Source organism: Pseudonocardia sp. Ae331_Ps2 (assembly GCF_001932405.1).
Lineage (GTDB): Bacteria > Actinomycetota > Actinomycetes > Mycobacteriales > Pseudonocardiaceae > Pseudonocardia.
On sequence record NZ_MCIM01000001.1, the window covers coordinates 751,494 to 765,939 of the forward strand.

The window sequence follows — 14,446 nt, forward strand, 5'->3', positions numbered from 1 at the left end:
CGGTTGCGGAGCGGTACGAAACAATCGTGACGTGAGCGACGACTCGGCGACCCCGGACGGACGGAACGGCACCTCCGCGCACCCGGGCGGCCGTCCCCGGACGGCGGCGCGCCGTGCCCCGCGGCCGGCGTCGCGGCGGTTGCACACCGCGAGCCGCAGCGTCGCCGACCAGGCACCGTCCGCGGAGATCCCGGCCCAGCAGCACGCGCCCTCGGGTCCCGCGGCACCGCCCGCCCCGCCGGCCGCCACGCCGTCGCCGAGCCAGGGGGCGGCCCCGATCGCGCCGCCCGCGGGGGCGACCACCCCGGCGTCGACGATGGGCGAGCTGCTCCCCGAGGACCGCTACCTCAACCGCGAGCTGTCCTGGCTCGACTTCAACGCCCGCGTGCTGGCCCTGGCCGAGGACTCCAGCCAGCCGCTGCTGGAGCGCGCGAAGTTCCTCGCGATCTTCGCCTCCAACCTCGACGAGTTCTACATGGTCCGGGTCGCGGGCCTGAAGCGCCGCGACGAGACCGGCCTGTCCGTGCGCAGCGCCGACGGCCTCACCCCGCGCCAGCAGCTGGCCCGGATCACCGAGCGGAGCCGCGCGCTGTCGCGGGCGCACGCCGAGGTGTTCATGGACGAGCTGCTCCCCGAGCTCGACGCGGCCGGCATCCACCTGCGCAGCTGGGAGGACCTGACCGACGCCGAGCGCCTGCGCCTGTCGGACTACTTCACCGAGACAGTGTTCCCGGTGCTCACCCCGCTCGCGGTCGACCCGGCGCACCCGTTCCCCTACATCTCCGGGCTGTCGCTGAACCTGGCGGTGACCGTCCGTGACCCGGAGGGCCGGACCGAACGCTTCGCCCGGGTGAAGGTTCCGAACAACGTGCCGCGGCTGGTGTCGGTCGACCCGCCGGACACCGACACCCGCGCCGGGAACCGGCAGTGCACGTTCCTGCCGATCGAGGACCTGATCTCCGCGCACCTCGGTGACCTGTTCACCGGCATGGAGGTCACCGAGGTCCATCCGTTCCGGGTCACCCGCAACGCCGACCTCGAGGTCGAGGAGGACCGCGACGAGGACCTCCTGCAGGCCCTGGAGCGCGAGCTCGCCCGGCGCCGGTTCGGGCCGCCGGTGCGCCTCGAGGTGCTCGACACGATGTCCGAGCACGTGCTGGAGCTGCTGCTGCGCGAGCTCGACGTCGATCCCAACGACGTCGTCACCGTCCCCGGGCTGCTCGACCTCACCAGCCTGTGGCAGGTGCACGGGGTCAACCGCCCCGACCTGAAGGACGAGCCGTTCCGCCCCGCGACGCACCCCGCGTTCGCCGAGCGGGAGACCCCCCGCAGCGTGTTCGCGACGCTGCGCGAGGGCGACGTGCTCGTGCACCACCCCTACGACTCGTTCTCGACCTCGGTGCAGCGCTTCATCGAGCAGGCCGCCGCGGACCCGAACGTGCTCGCGATCAAGCAGACCCTGTACCGCACCTCCGGCGACTCCCCGATCGTCAACGCGCTGATCGACGCCGCCGAGGCGGGCAAGCAGGTCGTCGCCCTGGTGGAGATCAAGGCCCGGTTCGACGAGCAGGCCAACATCCGCTGGGCGCGCGAGCTGGAGAAGGCCGGCGTGCACGTCGTCTACGGCCTCGTCGGGCTCAAGACGCACTGCAAGACCTGCCTGGTCGTGCGCCAGGAGGGGTCGGAGATCCGTCGGTACTGCCACATCGGCACCGGCAACTACAACCCGAAGACCGCGCGGCTCTACGAGGACGTCGGCGTGCTCACCGCCGACCCGACGATCGGCGCGGACCTCACCGACCTGTTCAACTCCCTCACCGGCTACTCGCGGCAGACCTCCTACCGGAGCCTGCTCGTGGCGCCGTACGGGATCCGCCGCGGCATCGTCCGCCGCATCGACGACGAGATCGAGGCGCACCTGTCCGGCGAGGCCGGCGCGCGGGTGCAGATCAAGGCGAACTCGCTCGTCGACGAGGCGATCATCGACGCCTGCTACCGGGCGTCGCAGGCGGGGGTGCCGGTCGACATCGTGGTGCGCGGCATCTGCGCGATCGTCCCCGGGCGGCCGGGGCTCAGCGAGAACATCACCGTCCGGTCGATCCTCGGGCCGTTCCTGGAGCACTCCCGGGTGCTGCACTTCGGCTCGGCCGACGAGTACTGGATCGGCTCGGCGGACATGATGCACCGCAACCTGGACCGCCGGGTCGAGGTGATGCTGCGGGTCGCCGACCCGAAGCTCGCCGACCAGCTCGGCGCGATGTTCGACTCCTGCCTGGACCCGGCGACGCGCTGCTGGACGCTCGGCCCGGACGGGACCTGGTCGCCGTCGCCCGCGCCGGGATCGGAGAACATCCGTGTCCGCGACCACCAGGTGGAGATGATGAACTCCCGGCGAGGGAAGAGCGAGGACTGATGCTCTCCGCGCAGTTCCGGACCGACGGGGCCGAGGTCGACCCGGCGGGGATCGCCGACGTCGTCGCGGCCGGGACGGTGCCGTGGCGCCGCGCGGACGACGGCACCGTCGAGGTGGCCCTGGTCCACCGCCCCCGCTACGACGACTGGTCCTGGCCCAAGGGCCACCAGGACCCGGGCGAGGCGCTGACGTCGACCGCGCTGCGCGAGACCGTCGAGGAGGCGCACCTGGAGTGCCGCCTCGGCGCGCGGCTCGGCCACACCGCGTACGACGTGCCCGGCAAGGGCCACAAGGTCGTGCACTACTGGGCCGCCGAGGTCGTCCGCGACCCCGGCTTCACCGCCACCGACGAGACCGACGAGCTGAGGTGGCTGCCCCGCGACGAGGCCGCCACGCTGCTCAGCCGCCCGGCCGACGCCGACCTGCTGGACCGGCTCGACCAGGTGGGGCCGCCGTCGTCGACGGTGGTGCTCGTGCGGCACGCCAAGGCGGGCAGCCGGACCGCCTGGGAGGGCGACGACGACCTGCGCCCCCTCTCCGGCACCGGGTTCACCCAGGCCGACCGGCTCGCGGACTTCCTCGCCCGCTTCGGCCCGGACCGGCTCGCGACCGCCCCGCCGCTGCGCTGCGGCCAGACGATCGAGCCCTACGCACGGGCGTCCGGTGCGGGCGAGCCGGACGTGGAGCCGCTGCTGGGCGAGCACGGCTACTGGGTCTCGCCCGCCGACGGCCTGGCCCGTTTCCGCACCCTCGCGGCCCAGCCCGGCGTGACGCTGCTGTGCAGCCAGGGCGGGGTCATCCCGGACGTCGTCGGGCACCTGCTGGCCGACGCGGGGAGGTCCCCCGACCCCGACCTGCCCTCGCACAAGGCCAGCACCTGGGTCCTGGGCTTCGGCGACGACGGCGCCCTGCTGTCGGCCGACTACTACCGCCGCCCGCCGGCCTGACCCGCCTCGCCGTCCCGCTCCGCCCGCCTCCCGGCATCCCCGGTGCCGCACCACTCGTCGATCAGTACCTGAGTGCTGTTCGGGCCCGGATCGACAACACTGGTGTGCTGATCGACCCCGGGTCCGGGAGGTGCCCTCCTCGCGTCGGGGTGTGCGATCGCGAACGGGCGCACCGGTTCCGGCCCGGCGGAGGTGGGCAGAGGTGCAGGGTGCGCGGGTGGAGGAGCCGTTCCGGGGGTCGGACGCCGTCGCGCGCGGGATCGTCACGCCGGCGCGGCTGCGCGGGCCACGGTTCGTGCGCCTGTTCCCCGACGTGTACGCGTCCGCCGCGGTCCCCGTGACGCCGGTGCTCCGGGCCCGGGCCGCATCGATCTACGCCGGGCCGCTCGGGGCGGCGTCGGCCTACTCGGCGGCCGAGATCCTCGGCGCGTCCTGCGGACCATGGGGTGCACCGGCCGAGCTCGTCGCGCCACGGCGGATCCGGCCCCGCCCGGACCTGCTCGCCCACCAGGGCGTCCCGCTCGAACCCGGGCTCTGCGACGGCGTCCGGGTCACCTCGCCCCGCGCCACGGCGTGGGAGCTGTGCCGGCGACTCGAACTCGTCGACGCCGTCGTCGCCCTCGACGCGCTCGCCGCCCGGAGGCGGGACCGGCCGGTGTTCGTCCCGCTGCGGGACACACCGGCACCCGAGCAGCGGAAGCTGTCCCGGATGCGGGTGCCGTGTCCCGGCTTCGACCCCGCCGACCTGCTGGTCCTGCGCTCGCTGTACCCGCACGTGCGGGGCTCGGCCCGACTCGACCGGGTCGTCGCGCTCGCCGACCCGCGTGCGGAGTCCCCGCCCGAGACCCGGCTACGGCTGCTGCTCGTGCTCTCCGGGCTCCCGGTCCCACAGGTCCAGTTCCCGCTGTACGACGACCGGGGCCGCCCCTGGGTGCGGTTCGACCTGGCCTACCCCGACGCCCTGCTGGCGATCGAGTACGACGGCGCGGAGCACGACGACCCGCTCGACCGCGTCCGCAACGCCCGCACCGCGGCGCTGGGATGGCAGACCCTGCGGATCACCGCCGACGGCCTCACCCGCAACGCCCGGCGCACCGTCAGGACGGTCCGTGCCCTGCTCGCCCAACGGACCCGCCTCGCGTCCCGCTGACCCGCACCGGCGCCGGCTCGGTCGGGCAGCACCGCGGGACAGGAGCGAGCCGCACGCGACGCCACCGGCCCGGAACCGCCTGGCTGCCCCCACCCAGCTCGACCCGCCCACACCGGCGCGCTCGCCGGGCCACCCCGATCCCAGGGCGCACACCGTCGGAAGCCCGTCGATCAGTACATGAGCGCTGTCCGCACCCGCTCGAACAGCACTCATGTACTGATCGACACGCGCAGGCAGCGCTGGGCGGGTGGGGCGGGGAGCGCGGGGGTGCGGTTACTTCTCCGCGGCGGTCTTCCGTCGGGCCGGCTTCTTCTCCGCAGCAGCCCCCTTCTTCGCGGAAGCGGCCGGCTTCTTCTCCGGGGCAGCTGCTGTCCTCGCCGGGGCAGCCGTCTTCTTCGCCGGAGCGGCCGTCTTCTTCCCGGGGGCGGCGCCGCCGGCCGAAGGGGCTCCGCCAGCCGGAGCGGCTGCGGCGGCCGGGGCGGCCGGGGCGGCTGCGGCGGCCGGGGCGGCCCGCTCGGCGCGGCGGGGGGCGCTGGTCGCGTTCGCGGCGGCGGCCTCGCTGGCGGCCACCCGCTCCTTGAAGGCCGCACCCGGCCGGAACGACGGCACCACGGTCTCCCCGACGGGCACCGTCTCCCCGGTGCGTGGGTTGCGGGCGGTGCGAGGAGCACGTCGACGCGGCTCGAACACCCCGAACCCGGTCAGGGTGACGGTCTCACCGCGGCCGACCGCGTCCACGATCACGTCGACCATCGCGTCGACGGCCGCCGTGGCGGCACGACGGTCTCCGAGCCGGGCGGTCAGCGCGTCGACGAGCTGAGCCTTGTTCATGGTCACGAAAGGTAGGGCTGCGCCCTGCCGCGCACCAGATCCCGGCGCGAGTCCAGGTCGCATACCCTCCATTGGTACAGGTCCGAACGGGTGATCACCACGACTTCTGTCAGGTCATGGTGACCACCCGTGTTCGGTTCAGGCCAGCGTGCGTGGCATCCGGGCGGGCCGGGTTCCCTCGAACGCGGTGATGTCGGCCTCGTGCCGCAGCGTGAGTCCGATGTCGTCGAGGCCCTCGCGCAGCCGCCACCGGGCGTAGTCGTCGATCTCGAACGGCACGGTCAGGTCGCCGGCCTGCACGGTCTTCTCGCCGAGGTCGACGGTGACCTGCGTGCCGGGCTCGTTCTCCAGCTTCTTCCAGAGCAGCTCGACGTCGGGCTGGGCGACCTGGGCCGCCACCAGACCGGCCTTCGCCGAGTTGCCGCGGAAGATGTCGGCGAACCGCGAGGAGATGACGACCCGGAAGCCGTAGTCCATCAGCGCCCAGACGGCGTGCTCGCGCGAGGACCCGGTGCCGAAGTCCGGTCCGGCGACGAGGACCGACCCGCGGGCGTAGGGCTCGGTGTTGAGCACGAACGACGGGTCCTGGCGCCAGGCCGAGAACAGGCCGTCCTCGAAGCCGGTGCGGGTGACCCGCTTGAGGTAGACCGCCGGGATGATCTGGTCGGTGTCCACGTTGGACAGGCGCAGCGGCACGCCGATCCCGGTGTGGGTCTCGAACTTCTCCATCAGTCCAGGTCCTCCGGGCTGCTCAGGGTGCCGCGCACGGCCGTCGCGGCCGCGACGAGCGGCGACACCAGGTGGGTACGACCGCCCTTGCCCTGCCGCCCCTCGAAGTTGCGGTTCGAGGTCGACGCACAGCGCTCGCCGGGCGCGAGCTGGTCGGGGTTCATGCCCAGACACATCGAACAGCCCGCCGAGCGCCACTCCGCGCCGGCGTCGAGGAAGACCTTGTCCAGCCCCTCCTCCTCGGCCTGGAAGCGGACCCGCATCGACCCCGGGACGACGAGCATCCGCACGCCCTTCGCGACCGTGCGCCCGTTCAGCACATCGGCCACCGAGCGGAGGTCCTCGATCCGGCCGTTGGTGCAGGACCCGACGAAGACCGCGTCGACCGGCACCTCGCGCAGCGGGGTCCCGCCGGTCAGGCCCATGTAGGACAGCGCCTTCTCCACCGCGGCGCGCTCACCGTCGTCGGTGATGGCGGCCGGGTCCGGCACCGACTCGCCCAGCGGCAGGCCCTGCCCGGGGTTGGTGCCCCAGGTGACGAACGGGGTGAGCTCGTCGGCGTCGATGTGCACGACCCGGTCGAACTCCGCGCCGTCGTCGGTGCGCAGGGTGCGCCAGTCGGCCACCGCGGCGTCCCAGTCGTCGCCGGCGGGGGCGTGCTCGCGGCCCTTCAGGTAGGCGAAGGTCGTCTCGTCGGGGGCGATCATGCCCGCGCGGGCACCGGCCTCGATCGACATGTTGCAGATCGTCATCCGGGCCTCCATCGAGAGGTTCTCGATGACGTTGCCCCGGTACTCCAGCACGTGGCCCTGTCCACCGCCGGTGCCGATCTTCGCGATCACCGCGAGGATGACGTCCTTGGAGGTGACGCCCGGACGCAGTGTGCCGTCGGAGCTGGTCACCTCGATCGCCATCGTGCGGAACGGCTTGAGCGGCAGCGTCTGGGTGGCGAGCACGTGCTCGACCTCGGAGGTGCCGATGCCGAAGGCCATCGCGCCGAACGCGCCGTGGGTGGAGGTGTGGGAGTCCCCGCAGACCACCGTGGTGCCCGGCTGGGTCAGCCCCAGCTGCGGGCCGACCACGTGCACGATCCCCTGCTCGGGGTCGTTCATCGGGTGCAGCCGGACGCCAAACTCCGCGCAGTTGCGCCGTAGGGTCTCCACCTGGACCCGCGACACCTCGTCCGCGATCGGGGCGAGCACGTCGAGGGTGGGGACGTTGTGGTCCTCGGTCGCGATGGTGAGGTCCGGACGCCGGACCGGGCGGCCGGCGAGCCGGAGACCGTCGAACGCCTGCGGACTCGTGACCTCGTGCACCAGGTGCAGGTCGATGTAGAGCAGGTCGGGCTCGTCACCCTCGCCCTTGCGGACGAGATGCCGGTCCCAGACCTTCTCGGCCAGCGTGCGCGGCTTGTCTGCGGTGGTCACGCCCGCCTCCCTCTGTGATCTGATCGCGGTGGACTTCCCAGATCGTGGGAAGTTAGTATCGGAACGTGGGACAGTCTAGCGGGATCGGCGTGCTCGACAAGGCCGTGGGGGTTCTCCGGGCGACGGCGGAGGGGCCGTGTGGCCTGGCGGAGCTCTGTGAGCGCACCGGGCTGCCCCGGGCGACGGCGCACCGGCTCGCCGTCGGCCTGGAGGCACACGGGATGCTGCTGCGCACCCCGGACGGGCGCTGGCACCCCGGCCCCACCCTCGGCCAGCTCGCCGGCGGGCGGCCGGACCCGCTGCTCGACGCCGCGGCCGCGGTCCTGCCCCGGCTGCGCGACATCACCGGCGAGAGCGTGCAGCTCTACCGCCGCGACGGGATCCACCGGATCTGCATCGCGCACGCCGAGCCGCCGTCCGGGCTGCGCGACACCGTGCCCGTCGGCTCCCGGCTGCCGATGACCGCGGGCTCGGGGGCCAAGGTGCTCGCCGCCTGGTGCGACCCGGCCACCCAGCGCCTCATCCTTGCCGACGCCAGCTTCTCCGAACGCGTCCTCGTCGACGTCCGCCGCCGCGGCTGGGCACAGAGCGTCGCCGAACGGGAGGCCGGTGTGGCGTCGGTGTCGGCCCCGGTGCGCGACGCGGCGGGCCAGGTCGTCGCCGCGGTCTCGGTGTCGGGACCGGTGGACCGGATCGGGCGCCGGCCGGGGGTCCGCTGGGCCGCCGACCTGCTGGCCGCCGCGGACGCCCTGCAGCACCGGCTCGTCTAGGGGGCGCCCCTGCCGAGCCGCACCCCCTCCCACGTCCCGAGTCGGTCGAGGTCGTGGTTCCGGGCTCCACTACCGTGTGGTGGTCCGGCACCGGGCCGGACCCTTCGGACATGGTCGGCACACCGGGGAGACGATGGGTTACCTGCTGGGCATCGACGTCGGCACCACTCGGACGGCGGCCGCGGTCATCCACGCCGGCACCGTCGAGATGGTCACGCTCGGTGACCACTCGGTCGACATCCCGTCCGTGGTCTACGTGGCACCGGACGGCGGGCTGCTGTTCGGCGATGCCGCCGAACGCCGGGCCCTGACCGAGCCGGACCGCGTCGCACGCGAGTTCAAGCGGCGCATCGGCGACCCGACGCCGATCCCGCTGGGTGAGCAGTCCTTCGCCCCCGAGCAGCTGTCCGCGCTGCTGGCCGAGCACGTCGTCGACGTCGTCGCACGCACCGAGGGCGGCGCACCCGACCGCATCGCGGTGACCCACCCGGCGTCCTGGGGAATGCACAAGTGCGACCTGTTCGCCGCCGCCCTGGCCGAGCGCGGCCTGACCGTCACCTTCCTCACCGAGCCGCAGGCCGCCGCCCTGCACTACGCGACGAACGAGCGGGTCGAGCCCGGCGCGACGGTCGCCGTCTACGACCTCGGCGGCGGCACCTTCGACGCCGCCGTCGTCCGCAAGGAGGCCGCGGGCGGCGGGTTCACCCTGCTCGGCAGGCCCGAGGGTGTCGAGCAGCTGGGCAGCGCCGACTTCGACCAGGCCGTCGTCGACCACGTGCGCGACGCCGTCCCGGCCGCCTTCGAGGGCCTCGACGAGACCGACCCGAACGCCCTGTCCGCGATGGCCCGGCTGCGCCGCGACTGCCGCGAGGCCAAGGAGGCCCTGTCGGCCGACACCGAGGTCTCGATCCCGGTGTGGCTCGGCGAGGTCCGCACGACGGTGCGCCTGCACCGCAGCGACTTCGAGGAGCGCATCCGGCCCCGCCTGGAGGAGTCGGTCGAGGCGTTGCAGCGCGCGATCGCCTCGGCCGGGCTGGCCGCCTCCGGGCCGTCGGTGGCGCTGCTCGTCGGCGGGTCCTCGCGGGTCCCGCTGGTCGCCGAGCTGGTCTCCACCGGCCTCGGACGTCCCGTACAGGTCGACGCGGACCCGAAGAACACCATCGCGAAGGGCGCCGTCGTCGCGCTCGGACCGCCCGACCCCGTGCCCGGCACCGGCTCGGGCGGGTTCGGCGCGGTGTCGACGAGCAGCGGTCTCGCGCTGGCCCCCGACCCCGGCCCGCTGCCCTGGGAGAACCCGGACCCGGTCACCGACCGGATGCCGACCGGCGGCACGACCCAGCTCGACGGCGACCGCACCGCCTACCTGGAGAGCGCCCGCGCCGACCCGCCCACCGACCGCCTCCCCGTCGTCCCGCCGGTGGGCTACGACCAGACCGCCGTGCCCGGCTACGGCGGGTACGGCGGTTACGACGACGGCGAGACCACCATCGCCCCCGGGCCGGCACCCGTCCGCCGCTCCCCCGCGCTGCTCATCGGCGCCGGCGGGGTCGTCGCGGCGCTGGCCGTGCTGGGCACGGTGTTCTTCTGGCCGCAGGACCGCACGATCAGCAACGCGACGCCCGAGCTGCCGGCGATCCCGACGACGACCCAGGCCCCGCCCCCGACGACCGTCGATCACGAGCCGGTGCGACAGCCGGAACGGACCCGGGAGCGGCCGACCGAGGCCGTCCCGACGACGACCGACGCGCCGATCCCCGAGCCGCCGCCGGTCGTCATCACCACGACGTCCGCTCCGCCTCCGCCGAGCTCGTCGTCCTCGTCGTCCTCGGCACCGCCCCCGCCGAGCAGCTCGACGCCGAACCCGCCGGAGGGGAACCCGGTCCCGCCGGGAACCTGATCCCACCGACAGATCGACAGTTTGGATTGATTAATCCGGACTGTCGACCTATCGTGGGTTGCATGTCGCAACCACCTACGGGGACCGCCGCCTCCACTGCCCGCGCGGTCCGGATCGGCGTCGGCCGGCTGCGCCGCCGCATGCGCGAGCACTACGACCGCGACCAGCTGACGGCGTCGCAGATCGCGCTGCTCGGCCGCCTCGACCGCGGTGGCCCCAGCACCGCCGCCGCACTCGCCGCCGCGGAGGGCGTCCGCCCGCAGTCGGTCGCGATGTCGATCGCCGCCCTGGAGGAGCGGGGCATGGTCGAGCGCCGCCCGGATCCGTCCGACGGGCGCCGGCAGATCGTCTCGGCCACCGACCTCGGCCGGCGGTTCACCGCCGACGCCCGGTCCGCCGGCGAGGACTGGCTCGCCGGGGCGCTCGCCGACCGGCTCAGCGCCGACGAGCTGCGCACCGTCGACGAGGCCATGCGGCTGCTGGAACGGGTGACCGAGCGATGACGCCGCGCCGGGGCCGCCGTACCGGGCCGTCCACGTTCGACCGCCGGCTGCTCCTCCCCATGATCGGCGGGGCCGTGCTGAACCCGGTGAACTCGTCGCTGATCGCGGTCGCGCTGGTGCCGATCGGGCTCGCCCTCGGGGCCCCCGCGACCGAGACCGCCTGGCTGGTGTCCGGGCTCTACCTCGCGACCGCGGTCGGCCAGCCCGTCACCGGACGCCTGGTCGACCTGTACGGGCCGCGGCCGCTCTACCTGGCCGGCGCCGTGCTGGTCGGTGTCGGCGGGGCCCTCGGAGCGCTCGCCCCGGACATCTGGTGGCTGGTCGCGGGGCGGGTCGTCATCGGGCTCGGGACGTGTGCGGGCTACCCGGCGGCGATGGCGCTGATCCGCGGCGAGGCCGACCGCACCGGCACCGACAGCCCGGAGGGCGTGCTGACGGTGCTCTCGATCGCGACGTCGACGATCGCCGTCGTCGGGCCGAGCCTGGGAGGTCTGCTCCTCGGGGTCTCGGGCTGGCGGGCGGTGTTCGTGGTGAACATCCCGCTGGCCCTGCTGTGCCTGGTGCTCGGTGCGCTGCGGCTCCCCCGTACCCGGGTCGCCCACCGGGGCGTGCGGGCCGCGCTGCGCCGGGTCGACCCGCCGGGCATCGCGCTGTTCGCGGTCACCACCGTCGCGCTGCTGCTCGCCCTGCTGCACCCCGACGCCGGCGCGGTCGCCCCCGCGCTGGTGGCCGTCGCCGCCGGGGCGGGGCTGGTGGTGCGCGAGCTGCGGACCCCCGAGCCGTTCCTGGACCTGCGGGTGCTCGGCGGGAACCTGCCGCTGCTGCTGACGTTCGTCCGGGCGCTGCTCACCGCGACCGTGTCCTACTGCGTGCTCTACGGCTTCACCCAGTGGCTGGAGCAGGGCCGCGGGCTCACCCCCGCGACGGCCGGGCTGGTCCTGCTGCCGATCTTCGTCACCGGGATCGGGGTGACCGCGCTGACCGGCAGGCGGCGCGCGATCCGGGGCAAGCTGCTCGTCGGCGGGGTGGCGCAGGTGCTGCTCGCCGCCCTGCTGTTCGCCCTCGGGCCGGCCAGCCCTGTCTGGGTCATCGTCGTGGTCGCGCTGCTCGCCGGGCTGCCGCAGGGCCTGAACAACCTCGCCGTGCAGAACGCGGTCTACCGGCAGGCCGACCCGGAGCGGGTCGCGTCCTCGGCCGGGCTAATGCGCACCTTCTTCTACCTGGGCGCCATCGCCGCCTCGGCCGCGGGCGGGATCGCCTTCGGCGGCAGTACGGCGGGCGACGGCCTGCCGGTCCTCGCCGCGGTGATGCTCGTCGCCTCGACGCTGTTCGTCCTGCTCACCCTCGCCGACCGTTCACTGGCCCGGCTCGCCGGGCCGGAAGGAGCACCGTCGTGACCGACCGACCGGCTCCCCGGGCTGCTCGGCGCGACCTGACCCGGACACGACGAAGGCCCCGCTCCGGAGAGCGGGGCCTTCGTGGAGTAGTCCCGACGGGATTTGAACCCGCGCTACCGCCTTGAGAGGGCGGCGTCCTAGGCCGCTAGACGACGGGACCAGGACAGTCGGCTCGGTCTCGATTGCGGACCCCTGCGCATGGAGTCCGTGGTAGTCCCGACGGGATTTGAACCCGCGCTACCGCCTTGAGAGGGCGGCGTCCTAGGCCGCTAGACGACGGGACCTTGGACGAGACCGTGCCGATTGTCAGAAATCGTCATTCCGAAGAAGTCGCGATTTCCGCTGGGGTACCAGGACTCGAACCTAGACTAACTGAACCAGAATCAGTCGTGCTGCCAATTACACCATACCCCATCGAAAAGCGGGCCTCGTTCCGGAGCGAGGCCCGCTCTCCGTTGATGTCAGTACTCTAACCCATGCTCCGGGAGCGTCGGACACCGGCCCCCAGGCGGGCGAGCGACCGCTCGCGGCCCAGCAGCTCCATGCTCTCGTAGAGCGGGGGGGACACCGTGCGGCCGCTGATCGCGACGCGGACGGGGGCGAACGCCTTCCGCGGCTTGAGCTCCAGACCGTCCACGAGCGAGGTCTTGAGCGACTCCTCGATCGCGGGGGCCGACCACTCCGGCAGGTCCGCGAGCCCGGCGACCGCGGCCTCCAGCACCGGGGCCGCGTCGGAGCCGAGGTTCTTCGCGGCGGCGTCGTCGTCGGGGGTGAAGGCCTCCTCGTCGCGGAAGAGGAAGGCCAGCATCCGGGCCGCGTCGGACAGGACCTGGCTCCGCTCCTGCACCAGCGGCGCGGCGGCGGCGAGCACCGAGCGATCGGGGTCGGTGATCCCCTCGGCCGCGAGGTAGGGCACGACCCGCTCGGCGAAGTCGTCGGGGGCGAGCAGGCGCAGGTGCGCGGCGTTGATCGCCTCGGCCTTCTTCAGGTCGAAGCGGGCGGCGTTGCTCGACACCCGGGACACGTCGAAGGCGGCGACCATCTCGTCGAGGGAGAACACGTCGCGGTCCTCGGCGATCGACCAGCCGAGCAACGCGAGGTAGTTGAGCAGCCCCTCCGGTACGAACCCGCGGTCGCGGTAGTGGAACAGGTTCGACTGCGGGTCCCGCTTGGACAGCTTGCGGCTGCCCTCACCGGTGACCAGCGGGAGGTGGGCATAGGTGAAGGGGCCGTGGCCGATGCCGACCCGGGCCAGCGCCTCCAGCAGCGCGATCTGCCGCGGGGTGGACGCCAGCAGGTCCTCCCCGCGCAGGACGTGCGTGATCTCCATCAGCGCGTCGTCGACCGGGTTGGTCAGCGGGTACAGCGGCGTGCCGTCACCACGGGCCAGCACGAAGTCGGGCACCTGCCCGGCCTTGAACGTGATCTCGCCGCGGACGAGGTCGGTGAAGGTGATGTCGTGGTCGGGCATGCGCAGCCGGTAGACCGGCGCCCGGCCCTCGGCACGGAAGGCGGCGCGCTGCTCGTCGGTGAGGTCGCGGTCGGCGTTGTCGTAGCCGAGCTTCGGGTCGCGGCCCGCGGCGCGGTGCCGGGCCTCGATCTCCTCGGCGCTGAGGAAGGACTCGTAGACCTCCCCGCCGTCGATCAGCCGGCGCAGCGCGTCGGCGTAGACCTCGCCGCGCTCGCTCTGCCGGTACGGCCCGTGCGGACCGCCCTTCTCGACGCCCTCGTCCCAGTCGAGGCCGAGCCACTCCAGCGCGTCGAGCAGGGACCGGTAGGACTCGTCGGAGTCACGGGAGGCGTCGGTGTCCTCGATCCGGAACACCAGTGCCCCACCGTGGTGACGGGCGTGGGCCCAGTTGAACAGGGCGGTGCGGATGAGACCGACGTGCGGGGTACCGGTGGGCGACGGGGAGAACCGCACCCGGACCTGGGCTGGAGTACTCATGGTCGGTCCAGCGTATCGACCCCGTCCGGAGGGGTGGTGCACGCGGGCGCCGGATGGGCCAGGGTGGAGGGTGCCGCGGCGCAGCGAGGCGCCGCACGACGCCCCCTCAGGAGGGAACACCCGTGTTCCAGCTGACCGCCCTGTACAACCACCCCGAGGACGCCGCCGCGTTCGACAAGCACTACGACGAGGTGCACGCCCCGCTGGCGAAGAAGATCCCCGGCGTGGCCCGGGTCACCGTCTCCCGTCCGGTCCCGGGGCCGGACGGCGCGCAGCCGCCGTACCACCTCGTGGCGGTCCTGGAGTTCCCGGACGCCTCGGCGTTCCAGGCCGGGATGGGCGGCCCCGAGGGCCAGGCCGCCGTCGCCGACCTCGACAACTTCGCCGGGGCCGGGGTGACCCTGCTGACCGGGCCGTCGAACCAGGTCTGAGCC

At 73.7% G+C, this 14,446-nt stretch carries 12 protein-coding genes and 3 tRNA genes; 8 read left to right on the plus strand and 7 right to left on the minus strand.

Annotated features, from left to right (window positions below):
* Positions 1-31 precede the first annotated feature (31 nt).
* The 3 genes from Ae331Ps2_RS03675 to Ae331Ps2_RS03685 all read left to right on the plus strand — a co-directional run bounded on the left by Ae331Ps2_RS03675 (position 32) and on the right by Ae331Ps2_RS03685 (position 4,510).
* A complete protein-coding gene (locus Ae331Ps2_RS03675; RefSeq protein WP_233147639.1) occupies positions 32-2,413 on the plus strand; it encodes an RNA degradosome polyphosphate kinase in 2,382 nt (793 codons plus the stop codon).
* Positions 2,413-3,360: an NUDIX hydrolase gene (locus Ae331Ps2_RS03680; RefSeq protein WP_075310686.1), complete on the plus strand. Its 948-nt coding sequence runs from the start codon at positions 2,413-2,415 to the stop codon at positions 3,358-3,360. The genes Ae331Ps2_RS03675 and Ae331Ps2_RS03680 overlap by 1 nt, the downstream gene beginning before the upstream one ends.
* 217 nt (positions 3,361-3,577) lie before the next feature.
* Positions 3,578-4,510, plus strand: a complete 933-nt coding sequence (locus tag Ae331Ps2_RS03685) for a hypothetical protein (protein WP_139318951.1) — start codon at positions 3,578-3,580, stop codon at positions 4,508-4,510.
* Between the two features lie 273 nt (positions 4,511-4,783).
* Here the strand turns inward: Ae331Ps2_RS03685 and Ae331Ps2_RS03690 are convergent, their stop codons facing one another.
* The 3 genes from Ae331Ps2_RS03690 to leuC all read right to left on the minus strand — a co-directional run bounded on the left by Ae331Ps2_RS03690 (position 4,784) and on the right by leuC (position 7,497).
* The gene (locus Ae331Ps2_RS03690; protein ID WP_075310682.1) at positions 4,784-5,341 is read right to left on the minus strand and encodes an HU family DNA-binding protein; all 558 of its coding nucleotides are present in this window, start codon (positions 5,339-5,341) and stop codon (positions 4,784-4,786) included.
* A gap of 138 nt (positions 5,342-5,479) precedes the next feature.
* On the minus strand, positions 5,480-6,070 hold the full coding sequence (gene leuD, locus Ae331Ps2_RS03695) for a 3-isopropylmalate dehydratase small subunit (RefSeq protein WP_020625107.1): 591 nt from the start codon (positions 6,068-6,070) through the stop codon (positions 5,480-5,482).
* The gene (gene leuC, locus Ae331Ps2_RS03700; RefSeq protein WP_020625106.1) at positions 6,070-7,497 is read right to left on the minus strand and encodes a 3-isopropylmalate dehydratase large subunit; all 1,428 of its coding nucleotides are present in this window, start codon (positions 7,495-7,497) and stop codon (positions 6,070-6,072) included. Before leuC ends, leuD begins: the two co-directional genes overlap by 1 nt.
* A gap of 65 nt (positions 7,498-7,562) precedes the next feature.
* Between leuC and Ae331Ps2_RS03705 the strand changes: the two genes are divergently transcribed.
* From Ae331Ps2_RS03705 to Ae331Ps2_RS03720, 4 genes are all read left to right on the plus strand, one after another.
* Positions 7,563-8,267 carry an IclR family transcriptional regulator gene (locus Ae331Ps2_RS03705; protein ID WP_051050238.1) on the plus strand — a complete coding sequence of 235 codons (705 nt, stop codon included), beginning with the start codon at positions 7,563-7,565 and terminating at the stop codon, positions 8,265-8,267.
* Between the two features lie 133 nt (positions 8,268-8,400).
* Complete coding sequence (locus tag Ae331Ps2_RS03710; protein ID WP_075310680.1) at positions 8,401-10,164, plus strand: Hsp70 family protein; 1,764 nt, start codon at positions 8,401-8,403, stop codon at positions 10,162-10,164.
* A 62-nt stretch (positions 10,165-10,226) separates the two neighbouring features.
* Positions 10,227-10,667 carry a MarR family winged helix-turn-helix transcriptional regulator gene (locus tag Ae331Ps2_RS03715; RefSeq protein ID WP_043279813.1) on the plus strand — a complete coding sequence of 147 codons (441 nt, stop codon included), beginning with the start codon at positions 10,227-10,229 and terminating at the stop codon, positions 10,665-10,667.
* Positions 10,664-12,064 carry an MFS transporter gene (locus tag Ae331Ps2_RS03720; protein WP_075310678.1) on the plus strand — a complete coding sequence of 467 codons (1,401 nt, stop codon included), beginning with the start codon at positions 10,664-10,666 and terminating at the stop codon, positions 12,062-12,064. The genes Ae331Ps2_RS03715 and Ae331Ps2_RS03720 overlap by 4 nt, the downstream gene beginning before the upstream one ends.
* 87 nt (positions 12,065-12,151) lie before the next feature.
* Here Ae331Ps2_RS03720 and Ae331Ps2_RS03725 read toward each other — a convergent pair.
* The 4 genes from Ae331Ps2_RS03725 to gltX form a co-directional block, all read right to left on the minus strand.
* Positions 12,152-12,224: transfer RNA gene (locus Ae331Ps2_RS03725), tRNA-Glu, on the minus strand.
* A gap of 48 nt (positions 12,225-12,272) precedes the next feature.
* Positions 12,273-12,348 (minus strand) — tRNA-Glu (locus tag Ae331Ps2_RS03730).
* Between the two features lie 58 nt (positions 12,349-12,406).
* Positions 12,407-12,478, minus strand: a tRNA-Gln gene (locus Ae331Ps2_RS03735).
* A 55-nt stretch (positions 12,479-12,533) separates the two neighbouring features.
* Positions 12,534-14,012 (minus strand): glutamate--tRNA ligase, encoded by a 1,479-nt coding sequence (gene gltX, locus Ae331Ps2_RS03740; RefSeq protein ID WP_075310676.1) that lies wholly within the window; start codon positions 14,010-14,012, stop codon positions 12,534-12,536.
* 122 nt (positions 14,013-14,134) lie between these two features.
* On the opposite strand from gltX, the gene Ae331Ps2_RS03745 reads away from it, so the two are divergent.
* Entirely contained in the window at positions 14,135-14,443 is a 309-nt protein-coding gene (locus Ae331Ps2_RS03745; RefSeq protein ID WP_020625275.1) for an EthD family reductase, read from the plus strand.
* Positions 14,444-14,446 lie beyond the last annotated feature (3 nt).